The sequence below is a fragment of the Streptomyces sp. NPDC033229 genome (assembly GCF_055576875.1).
This window is the reverse complement of sequence record NZ_JBVIQR010000014.1, coordinates 70,585-94,280: the sequence shown is the minus strand read 5'-3', so window position 1 is coordinate 94,280 and position 23,696 is coordinate 70,585. Positions and strand designations below refer to the sequence as shown.

The 23,696-nt window shown below is 70.5% G+C and carries 22 protein-coding genes and 1 pseudogene; 7 read left to right on the top strand and 16 right to left on the bottom strand.

Features of this window, described 5'->3' with window-relative positions; genetic code table 11:
- Nucleotides 1-169: 169 nt before the first annotated feature.
- Nucleotides 170-2,932, bottom strand: coding sequence for a discoidin domain-containing protein (locus tag ACZ53N_RS15220; protein WP_469141309.1), 2,763 nt, complete (start codon nt 2,930-2,932; stop codon nt 170-172).
- Nucleotides 2,933-3,108: 176 nt separating this feature from the next.
- Here ACZ53N_RS15220 and ACZ53N_RS15215 point away from each other — a divergent pair, with 176 nt between their 5' ends.
- From ACZ53N_RS15215 to ACZ53N_RS15205, 3 genes are all read left to right on the top strand, one after another.
- Complete coding sequence (locus tag ACZ53N_RS15215; RefSeq protein WP_469141308.1) at nt 3,109-3,762, top strand: maleylpyruvate isomerase N-terminal domain-containing protein; 654 nt, start codon at nt 3,109-3,111, stop codon at nt 3,760-3,762.
- Between the two features lie 274 nt (nt 3,763-4,036).
- Nucleotides 4,037-5,041, top strand: a complete 1,005-nt coding sequence (locus tag ACZ53N_RS15210) for a helix-turn-helix transcriptional regulator (RefSeq protein WP_469141307.1) — start codon at nt 4,037-4,039, stop codon at nt 5,039-5,041.
- A 158-nt stretch (nt 5,042-5,199) separates the two neighbouring features.
- A complete protein-coding gene (locus tag ACZ53N_RS15205) occupies nt 5,200-5,748 on the top strand; it encodes a hypothetical protein (protein WP_469141306.1) in 549 nt (182 codons plus the stop codon).
- A 77-nt stretch (nt 5,749-5,825) separates the two neighbouring features.
- On the opposite strand, the gene ACZ53N_RS15200 is transcribed toward ACZ53N_RS15205, so the two are convergent.
- The gene (locus ACZ53N_RS15200) at nt 5,826-6,488 is read right to left on the bottom strand and encodes a MerR family transcriptional regulator (RefSeq protein WP_469141305.1); all 663 of its coding nucleotides are present in this window, start codon (nt 6,486-6,488) and stop codon (nt 5,826-5,828) included.
- 133 nt (nt 6,489-6,621) lie between these two features.
- Here ACZ53N_RS15200 and ACZ53N_RS15195 point away from each other — a divergent pair, with 133 nt between their 5' ends.
- Nucleotides 6,622-7,965, top strand: a complete 1,344-nt coding sequence (locus ACZ53N_RS15195) for a YhgE/Pip domain-containing protein (RefSeq protein WP_469141304.1) — start codon at nt 6,622-6,624, stop codon at nt 7,963-7,965.
- A gap of 114 nt (nt 7,966-8,079) precedes the next feature.
- Here ACZ53N_RS15195 and ACZ53N_RS15190 read toward each other — a convergent pair whose 3' ends face one another.
- From ACZ53N_RS15190 to ACZ53N_RS15125, 14 genes and pseudogenes are all read right to left on the bottom strand, one after another.
- Nucleotides 8,080-8,622 carry an RICIN domain-containing protein gene (locus ACZ53N_RS15190; RefSeq protein WP_469141303.1) on the bottom strand — a complete coding sequence of 181 codons (543 nt, stop codon included), beginning with the start codon at nt 8,620-8,622 and terminating at the stop codon, nt 8,080-8,082.
- A 268-nt stretch (nt 8,623-8,890) separates the two neighbouring features.
- Nucleotides 8,891-9,490: a 2'-5' RNA ligase family protein gene (locus tag ACZ53N_RS15185; protein WP_469141302.1), complete on the bottom strand. Its 600-nt coding sequence runs from the start codon at nt 9,488-9,490 to the stop codon at nt 8,891-8,893.
- 127 nt (nt 9,491-9,617) lie between these two features.
- A complete protein-coding gene (locus tag ACZ53N_RS15180) occupies nt 9,618-10,829 on the bottom strand; it encodes a cytochrome P450 (RefSeq protein ID WP_469141301.1) in 1,212 nt (403 codons plus the stop codon).
- 144 nt (nt 10,830-10,973) lie between these two features.
- On the bottom strand, nt 10,974-11,240 hold the full coding sequence (locus ACZ53N_RS15175) for a DUF4235 domain-containing protein (RefSeq protein WP_469141300.1): 267 nt from the start codon (nt 11,238-11,240) through the stop codon (nt 10,974-10,976).
- On the bottom strand, nt 11,240-11,677 hold the full coding sequence (locus ACZ53N_RS15170) for a DUF3618 domain-containing protein (protein ID WP_469141299.1): 438 nt from the start codon (nt 11,675-11,677) through the stop codon (nt 11,240-11,242). Before ACZ53N_RS15170 ends, ACZ53N_RS15175 begins: the two co-directional genes overlap by 1 nt.
- The gene (locus ACZ53N_RS15165) at nt 11,674-12,093 is read right to left on the bottom strand and encodes a phage holin family protein (protein WP_469141298.1); all 420 of its coding nucleotides are present in this window, start codon (nt 12,091-12,093) and stop codon (nt 11,674-11,676) included. The genes ACZ53N_RS15170 and ACZ53N_RS15165 overlap by 4 nt, the downstream gene beginning before the upstream one ends.
- Nucleotides 12,094-12,182: 89 nt before the next feature.
- On the bottom strand, nt 12,183-12,764 hold the full coding sequence (locus ACZ53N_RS15160) for a phosphatase PAP2 family protein (RefSeq protein WP_469141297.1): 582 nt from the start codon (nt 12,762-12,764) through the stop codon (nt 12,183-12,185).
- 32 nt (nt 12,765-12,796) lie between these two features.
- The gene (locus tag ACZ53N_RS15155) at nt 12,797-14,650 is read right to left on the bottom strand and encodes an ABC transporter ATP-binding protein (protein WP_469141362.1); all 1,854 of its coding nucleotides are present in this window, start codon (nt 14,648-14,650) and stop codon (nt 12,797-12,799) included.
- A gap of 74 nt (nt 14,651-14,724) precedes the next feature.
- On the bottom strand, nt 14,725-15,159 hold the full coding sequence (locus ACZ53N_RS15150; RefSeq protein WP_469141296.1) for a lasso peptide biosynthesis B2 protein: 435 nt from the start codon (nt 15,157-15,159) through the stop codon (nt 14,725-14,727).
- Nucleotides 15,156-15,413, bottom strand: a complete 258-nt coding sequence (locus tag ACZ53N_RS15145) for a lasso peptide biosynthesis PqqD family chaperone (protein ID WP_469141295.1) — start codon at nt 15,411-15,413, stop codon at nt 15,156-15,158. Before ACZ53N_RS15145 ends, ACZ53N_RS15150 begins: the two co-directional genes overlap by 4 nt.
- Nucleotides 15,414-15,489: 76 nt before the next feature.
- Nucleotides 15,490-17,333, bottom strand: a pseudogene (locus ACZ53N_RS15140) (lasso peptide isopeptide bond-forming cyclase).
- Between the two features lie 25 nt (nt 17,334-17,358).
- A complete protein-coding gene (locus ACZ53N_RS15135; RefSeq protein WP_469141294.1) occupies nt 17,359-17,469 on the bottom strand; it encodes a keywimysin-related RiPP in 111 nt (36 codons plus the stop codon).
- 412 nt (nt 17,470-17,881) lie between these two features.
- Nucleotides 17,882-19,237, bottom strand: coding sequence for a phosphatase PAP2 family protein (locus ACZ53N_RS15130; protein ID WP_469141293.1), 1,356 nt, complete (start codon nt 19,235-19,237; stop codon nt 17,882-17,884).
- 333 nt (nt 19,238-19,570) lie between these two features.
- Entirely contained in the window at nt 19,571-19,756 is a 186-nt protein-coding gene (locus tag ACZ53N_RS15125; RefSeq protein ID WP_469141292.1) for a hypothetical protein, read from the bottom strand.
- Between the two features lie 566 nt (nt 19,757-20,322).
- On the opposite strand from ACZ53N_RS15125, the gene ACZ53N_RS15120 reads away from it, so the two are divergent.
- The 3 genes from ACZ53N_RS15120 to ACZ53N_RS15110 form a co-directional block, all read left to right on the top strand.
- Nucleotides 20,323-21,867, top strand: coding sequence for an alpha/beta fold hydrolase (locus tag ACZ53N_RS15120; RefSeq protein ID WP_469141291.1), 1,545 nt, complete (start codon nt 20,323-20,325; stop codon nt 21,865-21,867).
- Nucleotides 21,868-21,933: 66 nt separating this feature from the next.
- The gene (locus tag ACZ53N_RS15115; RefSeq protein ID WP_469141290.1) at nt 21,934-22,641 is read left to right on the top strand and encodes a response regulator transcription factor; all 708 of its coding nucleotides are present in this window, start codon (nt 21,934-21,936) and stop codon (nt 22,639-22,641) included.
- A partial coding sequence (locus ACZ53N_RS15110) for a HAMP domain-containing protein (protein WP_469141361.1) occupies nt 22,641-23,696 on the top strand: 1,056 nt, incomplete at its 3' end. The genes ACZ53N_RS15115 and ACZ53N_RS15110, both read left to right, overlap by 1 nt.

Below are 23,696 nucleotides of genomic sequence, written 5' to 3'. Positions count from 1 at the left end.
TGCCCGCAAATTCGCGTCTGGCCCGCGACGCCTGGCACGCGCGCTCGCTGCGTTGTCGGGCTCGCCCGAGTACGCCCGGTACGAGGGCGACCCTCCGCCTTGCGATCGCACGCACCAGACGCCGCGGGCCACGCCCTTCGGGCGTACGCCGCGACTTCGCGGACACACCCTAGGACACCGTGAGCTCGGCGATGCCCGTACGGGCCGTGGCAGCGGCCTCACCGCGCACCACCACCCGTACGTACCGAGCGGAGACGGGCGTGCCATTGCCCGCGTCGGCAGTGGCATCACGCCAGTGCCGTCCGTCGAGGGACAGCTGGACGTCGAACGAGGCCGGCGCCGGACCGCTCCAGGTGGGGCGGACCTTGGTGACGCGCACGGGCTTGCCGAGGTCATTGGTGAGGCTGCCGCTTCGCCCGTCCGGAACCCAGGCCGTGGCCGGGTTGCCGTCGACGGCGGCGTCCGCGTACATGCCGGGTTCCTCGGACGAGGCGGTCACGGTGGTACAGCGGGCCAGGTTGTCGGTGGGAGCGAGGTCGGGACGGCGGGTGGTGAGAACGGCCGGAGCGGTCCTGGTGACCACCTTTGCGCCCTGCGGGGTGTCGAGGGTCATGGGTCGGCCGTCGGTGAGCCGGACCGTGGTGCGGTGGGAGCCCAGCTCGATGTCGTAGGTGCGGCCCTGCCAGTGCAGACCGCGCAGGGTGACGCCGTCGCCGCTGAGTTGTGGGGGCAGCATCGGGTCGAGGTGGAGCCGGTCCTCGCGCATCCGCAGGCCGGTCAGACCGTTGGTGAAGATCTGCAGGAAGCCGCCCTTGCCGGTGAGGAAGTCGTGCGCGGGCGAGCCGGCCAGCGGGTCCTCGGCACCCGCCTTGGCGCCACGGGCCTCCGAGAACTGTGCGAAGGGACCACGAACGAACGGCCTGATGGAACGTTGCAGATAGGTGTACGTCGAGCAACCCGCCTCGCCCGTACCGGCGGCGGCGATGGCGTGCACCGAGTCCGTCATGGCGGGGCCGTCGGGGTCTGTCCGCTGGGCGTAGTAGTCGAGGGTGCTGGCCGCGGCACCCTCGGGCATCCGCCACTCCAGGGGGTACATCAGCAGGACCGTGTCGGCCTGCTTTATCTTGCTTCCCCGGTAGCCGTCGTACTGCTGGAAGACCTTGCGTTGCGCGTCGTACGGGATTTTGATCCGGTCGGCGATCGTCGTCCACTCCCCCGGGACGCGCTCGCCGAGCAGTCGAGCGGCGCGGGTGGCATGGCGCAGTGCGGTGACGGCGCCGGCGTTGGTGAAGACCGCGTCGTCGACGCCGTTGCTGTACTCGTCGGGGCCGGCGGTGTCCTTGATGGAGTAGCTGCCGTCCGCGTTGCGGTGGACGCGCCCGGCCCAGAACTCGGCTATGCCCTTCATCACCGGCCAGCCGCGCTCGCGGAGCCAGTCGGTGTCACCGGTGGCGAGGTAGTACTGCCAGGCCGCGAGGGATATGTCCGACTGGAGGTGGACTTGAGTACGGCAGTGCGGCGGGTCCACGCTGTGGCACTCCCGGGCCAAGTCGCCCTTGCTGCCGCTGTTCCAAGGGTAGAAGAGTCCCTGGTAGCCGAGCTTACGGGCGTTCTCCCGCGCTCCCGCGAGGGTCCGGTACCGGTAATCGACGACCGTCTTGGCGAGTTCGGGTGCGGTGGCCAGCAGGGCCGGGTACATCCAGGTCTCGGCGTCCCAGAACACGAGGCCCGCGTAGTTGTCGCTGGTCAGCCCGGCCGGACTGACGCTGTTGGCGGCGCCCTCACGGGTGCTGGACAGCAGCCCGTACTGTGCGGAGCGCACCCATGCCTGCAGTTCGCGCTGCCCCGGCACCTCGATGTCGGCACGCCACAACCGGGCCCAGGTGGCGGCGTGGGCGCGCGACAACTTGTCCCATCCGCGCCGGGCGGCGCGCTGGGAGGCGGCGGTGGCGTCCCGGCGGGGTGACTGCGAGGTCAGGGCGGTGTCGACACCCACGTACTTGGTGATCTCGTACGCGTGCCCCTTGCGGACAGGGAAGGTGAGGGACTGCCGCGCACTCAAGTCGCGGGCACTGTCCGCGCGTCGGGTCCCGGTCGTACGCACGCCGGGCCCCGCCCGCAGGGTGGAGGCGACAGCACCGTCCGTGTCCGTGCCATCGGTACGGAAGGCCACATCCATGGTCCGGCCGTCCCGGCCGGCCCCACCGGTGCGATCACCACCGCCGGTCTGCCGGACGCGTCGGGCGCCGCGTCCGTCGAGCTGGTCGGTGACGGTTGCTTCACCGCTCCAGCGCGGCGTCATGCTCAGTCGAACGGCACCCACGTGCGGGTCGTTGCGGTCGGCCAGCACCTCATAGACCAGGTCGGTCTTCCGACCGTCGGCGGCGGTCCAGGTCAGGGAGGTCCGGACGAGGCCGCAGTGCAGGAAGAGGGTCTGACGATACTCGGATATTCGACCCGCTTTCGTCAAAGAGTTGAACGTATCCCCGCGTTCGCCGCCCGTGCCGACGGTGAGCGCGGACCAGGTCGGCACGGCCGCCACGGCCTCCCGGTCAGCGGCGGTCTGCTGGTTGTGGGCGTAGAGCCCGGAAACGAACGAGCCGTCGTAGCTCGGGGTGAACAGCGGCCAGCCGGTCTTGGCGTCACTACCGGTGTAGCCGGCGCCGTTGGACGGTACACGCTGCCCGAGGTAGCCATTGCCCACGTACGCGTGGTGGGTGTCGGCGCTGTTGATGCGGGTGGTCTCGAGTGTCCAGCCGTCGCCCGTCCGGCAACTGCCGGTCGGGGAGGCGGAGGTGGGGGGACGGTCGGCGATGGGGGGCTGTGGCGCCTGCACGGCGGCCGCGGGCGGCACCGAAGCGACGAGCACGCCGACGAGCAGTAGTGCGGACAGGCGGGCGGGGCGCGACCGCACGTCGGGAGAGGGCGTCATTGGTCTCCGTCGTCTTGATCTCCTGCGAGAGTCCCGAGACCATAAATTTTGTGAACGCTAAACGTCAACAGCCTTGGTGATTCGTACGGTTCTCGAAGGCTATGGGGAGCACCACGGCCCCGGTTGGCCCGCGTCCGCACTCACCGCCGGGGGCCGGGCGCTGCTAGCTTGCGGGCGTGGACCTCTTCTCACGCTCTTGGGCGGCGTTGCGCACGGCGGTCGCCGAACTCCCCGACGAGGACTTCACGCGCCCGTCCGGCTGCACCGGCTGGCTCGTGCGGGACCTGGTGTGCCATCTGGTCATCGACGCGCAGGACGTCCTGATCACCCTCGTCACCCCCGCCGAAACGGAATCGACCCGGGACGCGGTGACTTACTGGGAGATTGTCGAAGCGCCGACCGGTGACGACCCGCTCGACGCGCTGACCGTCCGCCTGGCCACCGCGTACGAAGAGCCGGGACTGCTCAAGTTCCACCTCGACGACGTCGGTTCCGCCGCCGGTCGCGCCGCCGGGCTCGCGGACCCCGCGGTCCGGGTCTCCACCCGCGGCCAGGTGCTCACGGCGGGCGACTACCTCTCCGCGTACGTGCTGGAATGGACGCTGCACCATCTCGACCTGATCGCGCATCTCCCGGACGCGGCGGAACCGCCCGCCGAGGGGCTCGCCCGGTCACGCGAGTTGCTGGAGGGGATCGCCGGTGCGGCGTTCCCCTCGTCGTTCTCCGACAAGGACGCGTTGCTGATCGGCACCGGACGGCGTGCCCCGTCCGCAGCGGAGAAGGATCGACTGGGCGAGTTGTCCGCGGAGATCCCCCTCGTCCTCGGCTGATCGCCAGTCGGCCGGCCCCGGGACCGTCGGGGATCTTGACGGTGGTGCGCATCCGGGCGAGCTGCGCGGGCCCCAGCAGCTCGCCGCCGAGCAGGGCGGGCCTGCGGGCCGCGATCCGCGATCCGCGATCCGCGATCCGCGATCCGCCGCGAAACTCTGGTCCTGGCCCGCGCCCTGGCACCAGAAAGGGGCACACAGGCTCAACCACGGTGGCCCGTTCGCCCCCGTTCGCCCCCCGTTTGACCGCCCATCAACGGATGATCATGCTGAGCGGATGACAGCGAAGCAGAGCACGACGGACGTGCTGAGCGCCGCCCTGCACGTACGGGAGGCGGCGCGCCGCGCCGTGGGCGGCACCGGCGGCGCGGACACCGTCCTCACCGCACTGTCCGCGGTGATCGACCACGACCACGCGTCGCTGTCCCGGTGGGATCCGCTGCGCCGCCGTCACCTCACGCTGGCCGGCAGCTACCCGGCCGATGCCACCCGGTACATCGAGAACCGCCTGCACGACGACCCCGGCTTCTCGCTGATCCGGTACTCGGCGGACACCACGCGCTGGTGGCGCGACGTGCCCGGCCCGGTGCGACGGACCTCGGCGGGGCTCCGTGCCGTTCTCGACCCCCTGGGTGTCGAGGACGGCGTGGCCCAGTGCCTGTTCGCCGCGGACGGCAGGTACGTCGGCATGCTCAACGTCAGCACCACACGGAAACGGTGCGACCGACCGGCCGTCCGGGCCGTGATGACCCTGCTGGGCGAGTGTCTCGCGGCCGTCACCGACCCGCTGCTCGGACCCCGCTCCTCCGGAGGACCGGGCGGACCCGACGACGCCGTGGGCAGTTCCTGCGCCGTACTCGTGCCGCGGGACGCGGACACCGCCCCGGTCGTGCTGAGCGGCGAGCCGCTGCCCGGGCTCACCGACGCCGGCTCCCCCGTGGCGGCCCTGGTACGGCGGACGGCCGCCCGGCGGGGGACGGCGGCCACCGTGCTGGTGCCGTACCGGCGGTGGACCCTCGAACTGCACCTGACCCGCCAGGACGCCGGGACGGTCGTGGTGTGCCGTACCGTCGCCCGCCCCTCGGCCCTCTCCCCGCGCGAACTCGAAGTCCTGGCGGAACTCACCCAGGGGCGGACCAACCGCGAGATCGCCGCCCGTCTCTTCCTCAGCCCGCGCACGGTCGCCACCCACATCGAGCACATCCTCGCCAAGCTTGATGTCCCCAACCGCGCCGCCGCGGCAGGACGAGCCGTCGCCTGGGGTCTCGAACCGGCGTCCTGACCCCTGTTCGCGGTGCGGAGCTCAGTCGACGGGAAGAGGGCGGGAGGGGGCGGGTACCCTGCCCGTCCCGCGCCGGTATCCGACCGCTCCCCCTACCGCGTTTCCGCCCGCTTCCCCGGGCGCAGTATCGAAAGGTCGGTACAGCGGAGGGAGAGAGCATGACCGTGATCGTCGGGCTCGTGCACAACGGGCGGGTGCATCTGGGCGGGGATTCGGCCGGTGTCGCCGGCCTGAGGCTCACCGTCCGCCGGGATCCGAAGATCTTCCGCAACGGCCCCTACGCCATGGGCTTCACCACCAGTTTCCGCATGGGACAACTGCTGCACCACGCGTTCAAAGCACCCAAGCCCAAGGGCGACTTGGACCGGTTCATGACCACCGTCTTCGTCGACAAGCTGCGCAAGTGCCTCAAGGACGGCGGCTGGGCACGCAAGGACTCCGAGCAGGAGCAGGCCGGGACGTTCCTCGTCGGTGTGCACAGCCGCCTGTTCGCCGTCTACGGGGACTATCAGATAGCCGAGCCCGCCGACGGATACGCGGCCGTGGGGTGTGGGGACGAGTTCGCCCTCGGCGCTCTGCACGCCACCGCGGAGCTGTATCTCAAACCACGTGAGCGGCTGGCTCTGGCCCTCGCGGCGGCCGGTCACCACAGCGCCGGAGTCTCCGCGCCGTTCAGCTACGTCACCACGCCAAAGCGTCTGCCCTGATCAGGGACGATCACATCAAGCCGGCCGCCGCTGCCTTCCCGAAGCGGCCCGCGGCCGGACGGACGCCATCATGACGATCACTGGGCGTCAGGGCGGTCGGCTGCGGCCCGGCGGCGGACCTGGTCCTCCTGGGCCAGCCGTCGCAGCAGTTCGAGCATGGGGCCGGAGAGGGCGAGGACGATGACCGCCTGTTCGGCCAGGGTCGGCGAATCATCGAAGGCGGCCGCGCGTTCGAGATCCAGGCGCGCGATGGAATGGGCCAGTTCCGCGTACGCGACGAGCCTTTCCGGCCGGTAGTCCGCGTCGAGCCGCCTGAGCTCTCTGAGCGCGGTCGTCAGCCCCCGGACGTGGGGGGAGGTGCTGGGGACCTGCCAGTCCATGGCCGCGATCAGACCCATGACGTCCTCTTCGGCTGCCGACTCGGCAGCCGCGTCCCGGTCGGCGTCCCCGGCCGAGGCCGCCGTGACCGGTACGGGCAGGGCGTAGCTGATCGCCTCAAGGGTCTTGTCGGTGTTCTCGGCCTGGTCGACCGTTGCCAGTACGTCGCGGGTGGCGGCGATGGACAGGCCGCCCAGGGTGGTGAGCGCCTTGATCAACCGCAGGCGCTGGACGTGCTCCTCCCCGTACTCGGCCAGCGTCGCGGCCGTCGCCCTGCCGGCGGGCAGCAGTCCTTCCCGCCGGAAGTACTTGATGCTGGCGACCGGCACGCCGGTCCTGCGGCTGAGCTCCGAGATCTTCATGCGGCGTCCTCGCTGGTGGTGCGGCCGGGCATCCACCGGTGAACGACTGGACACCCAAGGAAGATACTGCCACTATCCAGTAGCTGGATACCTGAAGTATCTAGCTACGCTATGTAATCATCACGGAGAAGTCATGCCTTCCCCTCAGCCCTCCTCCGCGCTCCGCAGCCCGCGGCTGTGGATCGGCTCGGGCCTCATCCTCGCGGTGGTCTCCACCTTGTTCGCCCTGCTCTATGTGGGTGGCAACGTGGACCCCAAGGGCAATCTGCGCGACCTGCCGGTCGCCCTGGTCAACAGCGACCGCGGCGCCGACGCGGGCGGCAAGCGCATCAACCTCGGCGACCAGATCGTCTCCGGCATCGAGAAGAAGGCCGCGGACAACCACAGCTTCGACTGGCAGGTCCTCAGCCGACAGGAAGCCGACAAGCGGCTGGGCCAGGGCAAGGTCTTCGGCGCGCTCGTCGTGCCGAAGGACTTCACCGCCGCGGTGACGGGGCTGACCAACCCGAAGCAGAAGCAGGCCGTCCGGCCGACCCTGACGGTGCTGACCAACCAGTCGGCCGGCAGCATCGGTTCCTCCATGGCCAGCCAGGCGTCCCAGAAGGCCGCCCACGCCGCCTCCGCCCAGATCGGCAAGGACCTCCTCGACCGCGCGAAGAGCCAGGGGGCCAAGCTCGCTCCGGCCGCCCAGCTGATGCTCGCCGACCCCGCGACCGTGGAGGTCGCCGACGGCCACCCGGTCGGCTCGCACAGCGCCATGGGCCTGAGCGCGTTCTACTACGCGCTGGTCCTGGTCGTCTGCGGCATGCTCGGCGCCAACGCGATCAGCTCGCAGGTCGACACCGCCCTCGGTTACGTGCACACCGACTTCGGGCCCTTCCGCCAGCGCATGCCCCTCCAGCACACGAGCCGGGTGCGCACGCTGGCGATCGGCACGGTCCTCATGCTCGGCCTCTCGGTCGTCATGGGATCGCTCGTCCAGGCCGCCACCGTCGGCATCCTCGACATGGACGCCTCCCACCTCGGTCTGCTGTGGCTCTACTCCGTGGGCACCATCGCGGTCGTCGGCGTGAGCGCGCTGGCGCTGCTCTCCGTCTTCGGCACCCCCGGCATGCTGCTCTCGGCCATCATCTTCGTCGCCATGGCCGTCCCCTCCTCCGGCGCGACCGTCCCGCTGCAGGCACTGCCGGACTTCTTCCGCGCGCTCGCGGCATTCGAGCCGCTGCGGCAGATCACCGGGGGCCTGCGCTCCATCCTCTACTACGACGCCCAGGCCGACGCCGGCCTCACCCGTGCCTGGGTCTCCATGGGCATCGCCCTGGTCGTCTCCGTCCTCTTCGGCTTCGGCGTCACCCGCTTCTACGACCGCAAGGGGATGCACCGCATCCCCCGTCCCGCCGAATCCGCCGATTCCGCGGAAGCCGCTGCCGAGGGTGACGAGGCCGCCGAGGCCGCACCGGCACCTGCGACGGCCTGACAGGTGTAGGCACGACACAACACCCCTCGTGCACCACACGGACGTGCCCGGCGAAGTGGATTCGCCGGGCACGTCGTTGTGCGTGGACCTGAGCACAGGGGCGGGTACGGGAACTCAGATGTTCCAGTAGTGGTCCGCCCAGGTGCCACAGGGCCATTGGATGGCCTTCTCACCCTGAACGCGGCTGGCGCCGGGGATGGCCAGGCACTGGCCGCTGTTCCAGTTCACCAGGCGCGTGCCCCGGTCGGTGTACTCGATGCCCCAGTAGTGGTCCTTCCAGGTGCCGCAGGGCCACTGGATGACCTGGGTGCCCGGGTTCGTGCTGGCACCCGGTACGGCGAGGCACTGCCCGCTGTTGAGGTTCCGCACGCGGTAGTAGCTACGGCCTCCGTTGTTGAAGGCGTACTCGAACTGCCAGTAGTGGTCCCGCCAGTTGCCACAGCCCCACTGGATGAGTCCGATGCCGTTCTCGGTACTGCCACCGGGAACGGCCAGGCAGTGGGCGCTGTTCGCGTTGCGCACCCAGCCGTAGGCGGTGGCACCGCTCGGTCCGGGCTTGCTGTCCGGGGCGGCCGCCGAAGCGTCGGCGATCCCCGAAGTGACGAGCGTTGCTGCGGCGGCCGCCAGGATTCCCGGCAGGCGATAGCGCGACTTCATGTGTCCCCTCCGTCGTTCGACGCGAGTGCATGGGTCACGAGCCGTACATGCCGTGCGTTCCGGTGCCCGTCGAACGGGCTCCGGCCACGCCGCAGGCTACCGACCGCACGCGGGGAAGGGGAGCCGCCGAACGGCATCCAGGGAACTTGGCGGGAAGCCAACGCCCCGACCGGGATGCGCTCCGACGTCGCCTGAGCGAAGAGGCAATCCCAAGGGTGTGTCCGCAAAGTCGCGCCCGGCCCGCGACACCTGGCACTGGGAGCGCCCCTTAGCCCTCCAGCGGGCGGTGGACCTCACCCGTGCCCAGCGTGATCACGGCCCGGGGCCGCATCGGCTCCTCGCCTCGCCGGGAAAGCAGGACCACCTCCTCGACCACGGCCGACAGCGAGCCGAGCCGGGCGCCGCACTCGGCGGCCAGGCGCTGCGGTTCCTGTGTGCGGCCGAGGGACAGATGCGGGGTGAAGCGGCCGCCGCGGCCGCGGCAGAGCGGGAACCGCGCCCCCAGCGCCCGGTGGAGACGGGCCCACGGTGCCAGGCCCGCCGCTGCCGGATCGAGCCACACCGTCGCGCCATGCCGGTGCCGGAAGTACCGCACGCCCGCCAGACGAGCCGTGAAGGCCGCGCTCTCCGCCGCCCCGGCGGACAGCAGCGGCACAGCCCGCGCGAACTCCTCCTCCGGCACGAAGCCGAACAGCAGATTCACATGCGGCGGCCACCGCCGCATGTGCGGATCGTGCTCCCAGCGGATGTCCTGGATCGCCGGCCAGAGCTCCTGCGGCGGCAGCCACGCCACCGCCGTCCGGGCCGTCGGCGCCGCCTCGAGGGCGTCCACCGGCTCAGCCCCACCGAAAACCCGGTTCCCGTCCACACTGCCATGGTCCGCACCGCTTCCCCATTCCACGAGTCGGCGGGCAACCCGCCCGCGCCCGACACCGGCTGGACGGGTGAATCGTCACGTCGTGCGGAGTCGTCGCGAGGTGAGGGGTGAGATGACGTCAGCACGCGATGAGAAGCTCCCGCAGCCCTCGGATCACAAATCCCGGCTTCCACTCCGGTTCCGCGGTGAGCCGGAGCCGGGGCGCACGCCGCAGCAGTTCACCGAAGGAAGCGATGAGTTCCAGGCGGGCGAGCGGCGCGCCCAGGCAGTAGTGGATGCCCGCCCCCAGGCTGAGGTGGGGATTGTCCGCGCGGGTGACGTCCAGGCGGTCCGGGTCGGGGAAGCGGGCGGGATCGCGGTTGGCGGAGCCGAAGAGGAGGGCCACCTCGCTGCCGCGCGGGATGACCGTGCCGGCGATCTCGATGTCGTCCAGCACCCACCGTTCGAAGAGCTGCAACGGGGTGTCGTAGCGCAGGAGTTCCTCGACCGCGCCCGGCAGGAGCCCGGGGTCCGCGCGCAGGGCGGCGAGCTGGTCCGGGTGGCGGAAGAGCGCCCACCAGCCGTTGCCCGTGGTGTTGACCGTGGCCTCGTGGCCGGCGTTGAGCAACAGGATGCAGGTGGAAACCATTTCCTGCTCGGTGAGCCGGTCCCCTTCGTCGTGCGCGTGGACGAGCGCGGTGATCAGATCGTCGCCGGGGCGGGCGCGACGGTCGGCGATCAGTTCCCGCAGATAGGCGGAGAAGTCGAGGGAGGCGCGGACGGCGCTTCGCGCCTTCTCCTCGTCCGGGTTGAGCTCGTACATCCCGCAGATCGCCGCCGACCAGGGCCGCAGCAGGTGCCGGTCGGCCTCGGGGATGCCCAGCATCTCGGCGATGACGGCCACCGGCAACGGCTCGGCGAGCGCGCCGATGAGGTCCCCGCCGCCCTCGGCGAGCAGCCCGTCCACCAGCTCGCCCGCCAGCCGGGTCACGACCGGTACCAGGTTCTCGACCGTGCGCGGAGTGAACGCCTTCGACACCAGGCGCCGGATGCGCGTGTGGTCGGGCGGTTCGAGGTCCAGCAGGCCGTTGCCGTTAAGGACGTGGAACGGCTCGTGGGCAGCCGGGGGCGCCGGGCGTCCGAACTCCTCGTGGGAGAACCGGTGGAGATACGTCCGGCCCAGCCGCCGGTCGCGCAGCAACGCCCGGACATCCTCGTGGTGCGGCACCAGCCACTGCCGGCTCGGCTCGAACCAGTGCACCCGTCCGGCGTCCCGCAGCCGCTCGTATCCCGGGTAGGGGTCGGCGACGAACCGGGGTGACCACGGGTCGAAACCAGTGTTCGCATCCATGTGCGGATGCTAGGGCCTGTCCGGCGGATCGTCGCGGGCTCCCGAGCTGATCCACGAAGATCCGCCGGACAGGCCCCGGCGGTGAGAACCTCCCGCAGGCGCCGGAACAGGCAAGGCGACCGACCTGGACCGCCCGCACGGCAGTCAGGCCGGCCAGGTCCCGGTCAGGCGGTGCACAGTGGTGGCGCCGCCACGATCGACGGCCGCTTTGACCACCGCGAAGATCGCACCCTGGAGGGCGGCGGCGATCAGGATTTCCTGCCAGCCGCGGTCCTGGTCCGTGGCGTCGGGGGCGTCCTCGTCGTGCCCGACTGCCGTCCATACCTGTCTGAAGACCGCGCCGGCCAATGCGCCGCTGACCGCACCGAGCAGCATGCCGACCGGCTTGTAGGCGACCTTGGACGCTTTCATCAGCACCTCCTGCTGCGGCGGGCGGCGACGAACGCGACGGCAAGCGCACCCAGCCGCCCTGCGGCAAGGAGCACGCCCCGGTTCCCACGTACGGTTTCTGCCGCCTGGTACGCCTTCTCGCGGACCGGATCCGGCGTGCCGTCCTGGATCCTCTCTCCCAGGGTATGGGCAGTCCCGGTCAGCTGCTCCATCGTGTGGGCAGCCTTCGCCCGTACCGCCTCGGGGGTCTTTTCCTGTGCGGCGTGCAGCGCCTGTGCGGCCTTGTCCTGCACCTGGCTCTTGACCTTCGCCGCCTTCTGCTGCGCCTGGCTCTTGACGTCGGCCTTGGCGGCCAGCGCCTCGACGGTCCCGCCGAGCTCCTCGCGGGTGCCTTCGATCCGCGCGCGCAGTTCCTCCGGGGTGGGGGTGGGCTCGTTGTCCTGGGGGTTGATGGTCATCGGTGGGCCCTTTCCTTGATCTCGGCCGCGTCGGCCTTCACGCCTGCGATGGCTTGTTCGGGGGTGGGCGGGGTGGCTCGGCGGACCTGCTTCCTGCCCATGGTGGCGAGCACACCGGCGAGCGCCGCCAGGAGGACGGTCACGGTCAGCGCCGCGGCCCACAGGGGCCAGACCAGGTCAAGGGCGACGATCGCCGTGGCAGCGAGGGCCTGGAAGGCGACGAAGCCGACCACTCCCGCTCCGCCGAACAGGCCGCCGCCGATTCCGAACCGTTTGCCCTTCTGCCGCATTTCCGCCTGCGCCAGCCGCAATTCCTCCCGCATGAGTTGCGAGAGCTGCGCCGATGCCTGCTTGACCAGATCACCCACTGTTTCCTCGGTGCCCCCGCGGGGCGGGGGGCCGGCGGACGTGCTCATCTTCGTCACCTGCCTTTGCGGTCGTGTCACGGCGCGTACCCGAGCCGTGCCCGGCCATTCCCCCGCTCGATGCCGGGCCCGACGGAATTTCAGAGGGCGGCGCGGAGCAGCGGCCGTGGCGCACGGTGGACCAAGAAGGCCGTGGTCAGACCGATGGCGGCGCCGACGGCGACGTCGCTGGGGTAGTGCGCGCCGCTGTGGACACGCTCGAGTGCCACCACCGCGGTGGGGACCGCGGCAGCGGCTCCCCACCACGGGGAGGACGCGGCCACGGCGGCGGTGAAGCCCACGGCGGCAGCGGTGTGCCCGGAAGGGAAGGACGAGGAGTCCGGACGGTCCTCGACGCCATCGTGGGGAATCAGCTCCGCGGGCGGCCTGCGTCTCTCGTACAGCTGCTTGCACACCGCATTCGCGATCAGCTGTGAGGCGAGCATGCTGGCCACCCCCGCCGCCGCTGCCTTGCGCTCCATCCGCCCGCCGACAACTGTCATGATCAGGGCCGTTCCCCACCACAATTTCGTTCCCTCGGCCGCCGATTCCACCGCCGGAAGCACCTGGCGCGCACCTGCGGAGTCCCAGGAGGCGACCCGGCGGGTCAGTCGGCGGTCGAGGCGGCGGAGGTCGTCGAGAAAGCGCATGATCGTCAGCTTCCCGCCATGGGCGCCGGCCACGCCTGTCGACTCTGTGCGGCGCGGCGCACCTCTCAGCGCGCGGGCAGACGGCCCACTGAGTCCGTGGCAGTGGCGCGCAGGGTTTGGCCGGCCGCCAGCTCGCGGTAGGTGACGTCTTGGGCGAGGAGTTCCTCGTGCCGGCCGCGGGCGAGGACGTGGCCGGTGTCCAGGACGACGATCTGGTCGGCGTGCTGGACGGTGGACAACCGGTGCGCGATCACCAGGAGCGCGCATTCCTGGGTGATCTCCTTCAGTACGCGGCTCAGCGCGGCCTCGTTGATGGCGTCGAGGTGCGAGGTGGGTTCGTCCAGCAGGAGCAGCGAGGGCCGGGTGAGGAGGGCCCGGGCCAGGGCGACGCGCTGCCGTTCCCCGGCCGAGAGCGTGTTCCCCCTCTCCCCCAGCATGCCGGTCAGACCGCCGGGGAGGCGTTCGACCACTTGGTGGAGGTTGGTGAGTTCGATGACGCGCCGCAGGTCGGCCGGGCTCGCCGTGGGGGCGGCGTAGGTGAGGTTGTCCCGGAGCGAGCCGTGGACGACGTGGGTGTTCTGGTCGACGACGGCGATACGGGCCCGGCATTGCGCGCGGCTCAGTTCGGCTGCCGGCCGACCGTCGAACAGCAGTGTTCCGGAGTCCGCTTCGTAGAAGCGTGCGACCAGGGCGAAGATCGTGCTCTTGCCGGCGCCCGAGCAGCCGACCAAGGCGACCTGTCGCCGGTGCGGCACGGTCAGGGAGACGCCTCGCAGGACCGGGCGGTCCGGGTCGTAGCCGAACCACACGTTGTCCAGGGCGAGGGCGGGTTCCTCGCCGCCGTCCCGCGGCGATGCCTTTCCCGTCGGAGTCCCGGGGGGCGTGGTCCGGCGTGAGGACGAGCCCTCGGCTTGCTCCGGCGGAGGCTCGGGCGCCGGCGTCGGCTTCGCTTGCGCGGGTCCCGCGGGTTCGGCCGCTTGCGCGGGTCCCTCGGGTTCAGCCTGGAGCGCCAGTGCTTCCTCGATGCGCTGGAAGGCGCCCATCCCCCGTTGAATCAGGCCGACGGCGCGGAAGACCGAGGACAGGGGCACCACCAGGTAGGTGGCGTAGAGCAGGAAGGCCACCAGGTCGCCGAGGGAGTTGGCGTGGCCGTTGACCCGCATGCCTCCGATGACCAGAACGAGCAGGAAGGAGCCGTGCACCGCGAGCTCGACGGCCGGACTCATCACCGATGCCAGGCGTGCGGTCCGGACCCCCGCTTCGTAGGCCGTGTCGACGCACTGTCCGATGCGCGCTGCTTCCCGCTCCTCGGCGCGGTGGACCCGCACCATGGGCAGTGCGCCGAGGGCCCGTTCGAGGTCGGCGGCGATTTCCCCCACGGCGTTCTGCATGCGCTCGGCGGCGGCGCGGATGCCGGCCAGCAGGGAGGTGACGATCGCTGCGGCCGTGAGGACGGTCAGCGTCACCAGGATCAGCAGCAGGGGGTCGATCCAGATCATCAGGGCGACGGCTCCCACGGCGACGAGGGCGCCCGTCACCAGGTCGACCAGCGCCTGGGAGACGACCTCGCGGAGCAGGGAGGTGTCGGTGGTGACCCGGGAAATGAGGTCACCGGTGCGGTGCTTGTCGTACTCCCGCATCTCCAGTCGCAGCAGGTGGCCCACCAGGCTGCGACGGAGTCCGCGGACGATCCGCTCCCCCATGCGTTCCAGGACGAAGCGGCCCACCGCGCCTGTCGCCGCCTCGGCGAGGAAGAGGCAGGCCAGGAGCAGGAGGGGCCACGCGATGCGGCCGCTTCCCGTGGCGTCCACGATCTTCTTGGCGAGCAGCGGCTGGGCCAGTCCCAGAGCGGATCCCACGAGGGTGAGCACGGTGGCGACGGCCATGGAGGAGCGGTGGCCGACAGTGAGCCGGAACATCGTGGCGACGGCGCCCCGTGCGGAACGGTCGCCCTCGTGCCGTGTCTTCCTGTCCGCCTCGCTCCCGGGGTCCGTCACGGTGCCGCCCGTTCCACGGGCGGCACCGTGATGAGGCGGCTGAAGTAGTCGTCCGGTACGCCTTCGTCGACCGGGTGGCCGTCGACCTCGGCCCAGGCGTGCGCGGTGAAGGGCGGCACCACGCGCACTCCGGTGCACCAGGTGGGCCAGGTGCCCCGCAAGCGGCAGAGCAGGGCGGTGGCCAGGGAGCGCGGGAGGCAGCCGCGCGGGCCGGCGCAGAACAGGCTGACCGCGCAGACCGCCTCCCGCGCGGACCTCGTCTGCGCGGCGGAGGCCGGCACGGCTCCGCGACGCACGAAGCAGAGCACGGTCCGGATCCGGCGCGGTGGCAGGAGCGAGAGGGCGAAGGCCGCCGTCAGAACGAGCCGGGCCGCCAGCCGCCGTTTGAGAGGAACACCGGTCGGCCGGTGCAACGCGCTCGGAGTGGTCATAGGACGACCAGCCCCGCCTGCCGCAATTGGCCGATGAGGGCGGCGACGTCCTGGGCCGCCCGGGGCCGGTCGATCGCGAATTCCGCGATGACCGCGTCGACCGCGTCCGCTTCCCCGCCCCCCTCCATCAGGGTCTGCACCACCAGCGTGCCGGTGGGGTTGAGTTCCCAGTACTGGCCGCTGCGCTGGTCGAGCAGGACCGTGCCGTAATCGGTCTTCGCAGTGGAGACATCCTTGGCGAAGCGCACTGCCATGAAGCGTTTCCCTTTCCGCGAGGCACTGGTTCCGCGAGACGCCGATCCCGCGAGGCACCGGGGAGATTCCGTCCCGTCAGAAGCCGACGGCTTTCTGCTGCGGCAGATTCCGCAGCCATACTTCGCAGGCGATCGTGGAATAGAGGATGGCGTCCTGGAGCCCCGGCGTCGAAGGCCTTTGAGCCAGCGCCCGCAAGGTGCCGGCGTCCACCAGTCCCCTGCGGGCCAGCTGCGAGTCCTCCCACAAAGCCATCAGGTCGCCCCGGTGCTCGCGCAGCCCGTTGGAGGCGTCCATCGAGGCATGTGCCTTGTTGGAGCGCTCCAGGCACACGTCCGGGACGACGCCGCGCATGGCGCCGGCCAGCAGGGGCTTGTACGCCCACGGGGTGACGCGCTCGGCGGGATCGACCGCCAGGCATTCCTCGATCACGCGGTCGTCGAAGAACGGTGAGGCCATCGGCACCCCTGCCCGGGCGGCCGTCCTGTCCCACTGGCGGACGATCCGCGTGCAGATCCGGATCTGCTCCAGGTCACGGTGCATGCCGCGGTCGGGGTGCAGGGGCACGGCGTCCCGGGCGGCCTCACGCAGGACGCGCGTCACCGTATGTGCCGCCTCGGGTGTGACCCAGTCGAACAGCCGCGGCGGCGTTCCCCAGCCCAGGGCGCCACTGGCCCCGGGCGGCAGCGGGTCACGCAACCGCCCGCCGGAGGAAGCGAGCCACCGCCCGTACGGGCGGGAGTCGGTCAGCACCCGTGCGGTGTCGAGGAGCGGCCAATGGAACAGCGTCCTGAAACCGCGCAGTTGCCGCAGGGCGAACAGCGGACGGGTGCGTATCAGGCGGTGGTAGTACGCCTCGGAGCACCAGGCCACATGATCGCCGCCGATGCCCGTCAGATGCAGCCGGCTGCCGCGCCGGGCGAGCCCCGGAAGATGGTGCAGGGCCCGTGCCCGGTCCATCACCCCGATGGACGGCTCGTCCATGAGGTCGCCGATACCGAGCAAGTCGGTGTAGACCAGAGGGGCTTCGTCGGGGTCCCAGACGACGTGTTCGACGTCCGGGAGGAAGCCGGCGGCCTTCCGGGCCCAGGACAGGTCGCTGTCCGCGGGGTCGCGTCCCGGCCAGGTACTGGCCACCACATGGGCGGGTGAGGCGGCTGCCAGGAAGCAGACCAAGGTGGAGTCGAGACCGCCGGAGAGGTCGCAACTGACCACTCCCCCTTCGCCCGTACGGGCCTGCACGGCCTCCGACAACGCCTGCCGCACCCGAGGCGCACCCTGGGCAAGAGACCGTGTCGGTTCCGGCGGCGTCCACCAGCGCGATCGCCTGACCGTCCGTCCGTCAGGGGCGATGACCAGCGCTTCCGCCGGGGGGACGGCGGTGACGTCACGCCACAGCGACGTCTCGAACAGTGGGTAGGGGACGGGCCACATCAGCCGGGCGGCGAGCTGTTCCTCGTCCAGCTCCGAGCCGATCGCGGCGGCGAGGACATCGGCCCGGGTCGCGGCCGTGTGTACACCGCCGACCAAGGCGTGGAAGACCAGGCGCAGACCGGACGCGGTCCCCTGCACGCGCGACCGGCCGTCGAGCGTCGCCACGAGATGGAAGCTCCCGGGCAGTCGTCGGGCCAGCGCGTCGAGATCGGCGAGATCGCGCATCCGGGCCGCGTGTCGCTCCAGCTCGGCGGGCTCGACCGGGCAGCAGCCCACGATCGCGATGGCGGCCCGGCCCGCACGAGCCGTGACGATCTCCTGGTCGCTCCACCGGCTGATCAACCAAGGACGGCCCGAGGCGTGCTCGAGGGTTCGGGATTCGGTTCGGGGGAAGGAGCGGGCCGCGGCGAGCGCGTCCGCGCAGTCCGGGGGACCACGAAGTGCGCGTCACCGGGCCCCACTCCCCCCGTCTCAGAGGACGGTGGCATGGTGTCGAATCAGCCTACCGGCGCCTCAGTTCTTGCTGAGGATCAGACGGTCGTTACCGCTGGACTGCAGGAGTCCGGTCTTCTTGCGGAAGGTGCCGAGCTGGACGAGCGTCGGGGCTTCGTACGCCTTCTTCATGACGTCTCCTCAGAGTCGGTGAATCTGCAACCCTGACCGATTTGGGGGACCACGTACTCAAGCCCCGAATCGGTGGAACTCGCGCTATTGGATCCGCGCGCCAGGGCAATGAACGTATGAGCATACTAGCCGCACCCCCGAGAGACTCCGCAACCCCTGTCAGGAATTCGCCTTCCCGGAAAGTCTAAGTAATACCATCGGCGAATACGTCTGATGCCAGGGTGATTTCCGATATCGCGCGAGAAGGAAAAGCTCGCACGCCAGTACAGAGAGAACCGGACGCGCATTCATTTTTGGATACCTCATTCGACTGGGCGGGCGCGCCACGAAGGCGGTGGCTGCCCTCGCGGCCACCGTGACCCCACCACGCCGGCCCGTGCGCTTCTACTGCCGCTTACTGACGCGACATGGCTCACACGAGTTCGGGTTGCAGTTCCGGTTGTCGCACCGGTGCGGCCTTCGGTTCCCACAGCCTGGTGGTGCGTACGTAGCCGTAGATCACTGAGGTCATGGCAAGAATGACAAGTGGTCCGGACACCCAGGGATGCCGGGCCATCTCCATCGGCAGACAGCGATAGGACACCAAGAGCGCGGCGAAGACACTTGCGCCGTAGGCGACCAGTTGGACTCCCGACCGGTCCCAGCCGCGTTCCTGCGCGCGCAACGCCGCCTCGATCGTGAGCGCGAACACCACGCCGGCCACGAGATCCACGCCGTAGTGGTAGCCGAATCCCAGCGTCGCACCGAGCGTGGCGATCAGCCAGAACGTCCCTGCGATGCGCAGCATCCTTGGGCCCTTGCGGGAATGAAGGAAGATCGCGGTGGCCCACGCGGTGTGCAGGCTGGGCATGCAGTTGCGAGGGGTGATCCCGTCGTACGGCACCGGGTGCGGGGTGGCGATCACCGGCGGCGTGTTCGGCCACAGGTCGGCCACCGCCCACTGCACGCCGCCGGTGCCGGAGGTGCCCGGGCCGTAGGCGAAGATCGGTCCGACCACCGGGAAGATCATGTAGATGGCCGGCCCGAGGAGACCGATCACCAGGAAGGTGCGCACCAGATGGTGGCTCGGGAAGCGGCGCTCGGCCGCCACATTGCGCAGTTGGTACAGCGCGACGACGACCGCGGCCACCGCGAGCTGCGCGTAGACAAGGTCGAGAAGGTGGGTGCTGATCGGGCCGGTGGCCTTGAGGATCCGGCCCGCCACCCACGACGGGTTGCCCAGCGCGTGATCGGCGGTCGCCAGATACGGGTCGAGCACTTCCGGGCGGGTCCTTGCCGTGATGAGCAGCCAGGTGTCACCGGTCTTGCGGCCGGCCACCAGGAGCAGGCCCAGCCCGACGGCCTTGAGCAGCAGGACACGTTCCCGGCCGGTGCGCCGCGTGACAGCGATGACGGCACAGCCCAACATGACCCACAACGCGCCGTTGCCGAAGAAGTGACCGTCGGGCGTCTTGGCGTCGACCGCCCACCGCACCAACACGAAGACCACGTCGATGCCGATCGCGGCACCGGCCGCGACGAACCGTTGCCGCCAGGTGAGCGCCACCATCATCAACGCCATACCGGCGTACAGCGGCCCCGGCTTGGGGGCGAATATCACCTCTCGCGCCAGGGTGGCCATCGGCCCCGGCACGCCGCCGTAGCGACGCGCGGCGATCTCCAGGGTGATGAAGAACCCGAGGGCCACCACGCCCACCGTGGCCCACAGGATCACCCGTGGTTGACGCCAGGCGGCGAGCTTGGTTCTGCAGTCTATTCGCGAAAACACCCGCGTCACTATAGGTATCAATTGTTTGACCGATTTGTTCGATGTCAGCCGGAGAGGTCACTCTTCGTAATGATCAGTATGGTTTTACGATGAAGTATGGCCGATGGGGATGCTTGTCAAGAGTCCGATCATGCCATCGAGCGGTGCGGGCCTCGCCGGGCACGGGTGGCACGAAGGTCGGTCGAAGGCAGTCGATCCGTGCGGAAGTCGAGGCCTCCGGGCCTGAGCCGGGAGCGAATCTCCCCGCCCCACGACCGGAGGCCCTCCTCCTTCACTGTGACCACCTTCACCTGCGGTCAGGAGCGACCGACGCCCCACCGCCGGGCCGGATGATCACGAGGCGTTCAGGCCCACGTCCGCAGCCGTGAGGGGACGACGGACCGGGGCCGACGTCGAGTACTGGTCCGCGCCCACGTCACGGGCACTGCCGCGCGGATGACCATCGATGTCCTCGGTGACGGAGGGGCTCTTCAGCGTCGCCGCTCCGATCGCGGGGCTGCTCGCCGACAGCCGGAACACCCCGTCGGATTCCTGCCGGAGCAGCGGGTCGACCCGGCGGTATCCTGCGGCGCGTCGTCGCGACCCTCGCCCGAGAGTGTGCCCTTGTTGCCGACCAGCGTGTTGTGCAGGATCACCGCACGGTCGCACGCGTCGTTGCCCCGCCTCTCGTCCTTCGACTCGCCGGCGTGGTGGTCGCGGGTGGTGCCGCTGCCGATCACCAGGGCACACCCCCGACAGGCCGCCGAGGTAGTTGTTGACGACCAGATGGTCGTTGCCTTCCGTGCCGCCGAGCGTCGCACTTCTCGAACAGGTTGTACTCCACGATCGCGGCAGCGCTGAGCAATGCCCGGGCACTGTCGCCCAGCCGGACCGCCTCTCCGCCGTTGTCGCCGGCGAAGCCGTGATGGGAGAAGTGGTTAGTCATTGCGCGTCAGCCGGATGTTCGACGCCAATCGCGACCGCATCCGGTTCTTACAGGCTTTTGCCGTCGCTCTGCCGTGCCTGTGAAACGCGCCCGGCAATGTGGTGCCCGCACCCGAGGAATACCCGGGGAGGCCGAGGAACCCGAGGCAGAGGCGATGGCAATGACCTACAAGAGCACGGCGCGGAGTGCGGGGCTGGCTGTGAGCATGACGGCGGTGGTGGCCTCGGTGCTGCCGACGGCGACCGCCACCGCCTCCGCGCCCGTGAGCGGCCCCGCGGCCACGGTGGCACCCGCCTGGTGCCCGACCGTCGACGGGCACCAGGTCGACTGCGGCCGGCTGGACCGCCCGCTCGTCGCGGGGAAGCCGGCCCTCGGCAAGGTCGAGGTGAGCTACGCGGTCGTACGCCACAGCGCGCCCGGTCCCGCCAAGGGCACCGTCGCCGTCAACCCCGGGGGCCCGGGCGAGACCTCGATCGACAAGGCCGAGGCGTTCGCCTGGGGGCTGGAGAGCCTGCTGAAGGACCACGATCTGCTGCTCGTCGACCCGCGGGGCACCGGGAAATCACAGCCGGTCCCGTGCGGGGTCACCGACGCCGAGTACCGCTTCGGCACGCGGGCCCAGCAGCGGTCCGCGGTCGAACGGTGCGCCACGAACCTCGGGCCCAAGGCCGCCGGTTACACCTCGGCGGCCACCGCCGACGACATCGACGCGATCCGCGCCCACCTCGGCGTACAGAAGCTCAGCCTGTACGGGCTGTCCTACGGCACGTACCTGATGCCGGTGTACGCCTCCCGCCACCCCGGGCGCGTGCGCTCCATCGTCCTGTCCGGCGCCTACCCGCTCCAGCTCGATCCCCTGGCGCGGCCCAGCGCCCAGGCGGTCTCCTTGAACCTGCACCGGGTGTGCGAGCGCAGCGTCCCCGTCGCGTGTGACGGCAAGCAGGCCGTGAAGGACCTGGCCACCACGGCCGCGCGGCTGCGGGCCGAGCCCATGACGGTGCCGATCACCACCGAACACGGCGTCTACAAGAAGCGGTTCACCGAGGACAAGCTCGCCAACCTGGCGTTCGAGGCGGCCAGCAGCCAAGTCGGTTTCGAGCCGGAGAAGCCCTCGCTGCTCGGTCAGCTGCCGCACGCCCTCGACCGCTTCGTGAAGGGCGACGCCGCGCCGCTGCGGAAGCTGGTCCAGGAGGAGGGGAAGACGGGCAGCACGGTGGACCAGGCGCCGTACATCGCCGTCACCTGCAACGACTACCGCAAGGCATGGTCGAAGGACGCGTCACCGGCCGCGCGGTGGCGCCAGTACAACGCCGCGTTGGACGCCGTACGTCCCGGTGAGCACGGGGCGTTCAGCACCAAGGGCTTCACCGAGGGCACCACGGACGCCGGCGACGTGTGCATCGGCTGGCCGCGGGAGAACACCCCTGACCCGCAACCCACGAAGCCCGAGCTGCCGGACGTCCCGGTCCTCGTGCTCTCCGGCGACCTCGACGCCAACACGCCTGACGCGAGCGGGAAGAAGGCCGCCGAGCAGTTCCGTGACAGCCGGTTCCTCTCGGTCCGCAACATGGGCCACGTGCCCGAGCTGGAGCTGAGCCGCTGCGTCACCGGGGTCTCCTCGCACTTCCTCCGTACCGGCGAGCCGGGCGACACCTCCTGCCTGCGCGCCCTCCCGCCGATCGGCGTCACCCCGGTTCGCGGCTGACGGGCCGACGCACGACCGTTTCCGCCATGCTTCCGCGACGCTTCCGCCACCGACGAAGATGATCACATGACTGAAGAAATGGGACACCGCCGGACGGTGCTGGTCGTCGAGGACGATCCGGGAGTGCGCAGCACCCTGGACCAGTTGTTGCGCTTCGAGGGCTACCGGGTGCTGCTGGCCTCCGACGGCCTGGAGGCCCTCGGGCTCCTGGAACAGGAGCGGCCCGACCTGGCGGTGGTGGACGTGGTCATGCCGGGCCTCGACGGCCTCGGCCTGTGCCGGATGCTGCGCAGGCGCGGCGACCGGTTGCCCGTCCTGGTCCTGACGGCCCGGCACGAGGTCGGCGACCGGGTCGCGGGGCTCGACGCGGGCGCCGACGACTATCTGGCCAAGCCGTTCGCGACCGAGGAGCTCTTCGCCCGCATACGTGCGCTGTTGCGCCGCACCGAGCTGCCCGACGGCAGCGAGGACGGCGGGGCCCTGACGGTCGCGGACCTCGCCCTGGACCCCGCGTCCCGGCAGGTGTTCCGCGGGGAGCGGCAGCTGGACCTGACGAAGACCGAGTTCGATGTGTTGGAACTGCTGCTGTGCCACGTGGGCGTGGTCCTCACCCGGTCGCAGATGTACGAGCGCATCTGGGGATTCGACTTCGACACCACATCCCGCTCCCTCGACGTCTATATCGGTTATCTGCGCCAGAAGACCGAGCAGAGCGGCGAGCCCCGGCTGATCCACACCGTCCGCAACATCGGCTACACGATCCGGCCCGTGTGATGCTCCGTACGAAGATCACCGCCGTTGTCGCCGCGGCCGCCGCGCTCGCCATCTCCCTCGCTGCCTTCATGTCGTACCGGGGTGTGAGCGACCTGGTCGCCGACGAGCTCGAGCGGGGCCTCGACGACCGTACGAACATCGTCGTCACCCTCCTCGGCGCCGACCTGACCCCGCCCACCCGGCCGGACATGATCGAGCAGGTCGTGTCCGCCCAGGGGACGGTCAGGCCGCTGGCGCCCGGCCGTGACGCCCTGCCGGTCCCGCCGGAGGCACTGCGCGTGGCCCGGACGGGGAAGGGAACAAGCCGCGCGGACGTCGTTGTCTCCGGCACCGAGTACGGCACCCTGACCAGGCCGTTGCCGGGTGGCGGGGCGGTCATGGTCGGCCAGAGCTACGAGGGCGCCGCGCGTGTCGACCACCGGTCCCTGTGGCGGATCTCCTGGACCACCGCGGCTGCCATCTGCTTCGCGGCACTCCTCGGCTGGCTCGTCCTGGGCCGGATCCTGCGGCCGGTCCGCCGGCTGGCCGGCGCCACCCGGCGCATCACCACCACGCAGGACCTCGCCACGCCGCTGCCACCCGCCGGATCCGACGAGATCGGCCAACTGACGCACAGTTTCGCGCACATGCTCGCCGCGCTGCGCCGCTCCCGCGCCCAGCAGCAGCAGCTGGTCCAGGACGCCAGCCACGAACTGCGTACGCCGCTCACCTCGGTGCGCGGGAGCGCCGAGCTGCTCCAGCGGGCGCGCGGCAGGCTCGACCCGAAGGACGAGGAGCAGATCCTCACGACCCTGGTCACCGAGACCGCCGCTCTCGACGACCTGGTCCGTGAGCTCGTCGAGCTGGCCACCGACCGCTGCACGGAAGAGGAGCCGGAATCCGTCGACCTGGCCGTCGCCGCGGAGGACAGTGCGCAGCGCTTCCGGCTGCGGACGGGGCGGGGGGGGGGGGGGGGGGGGGGGGGGGGGGGGGGGGGGGAAAAAAAAAAAAAAACGAAAGAAAAAGGACCAAAAGGGGAACACAAAACCCCCCCACAACCACAAAGTCGTCAACCC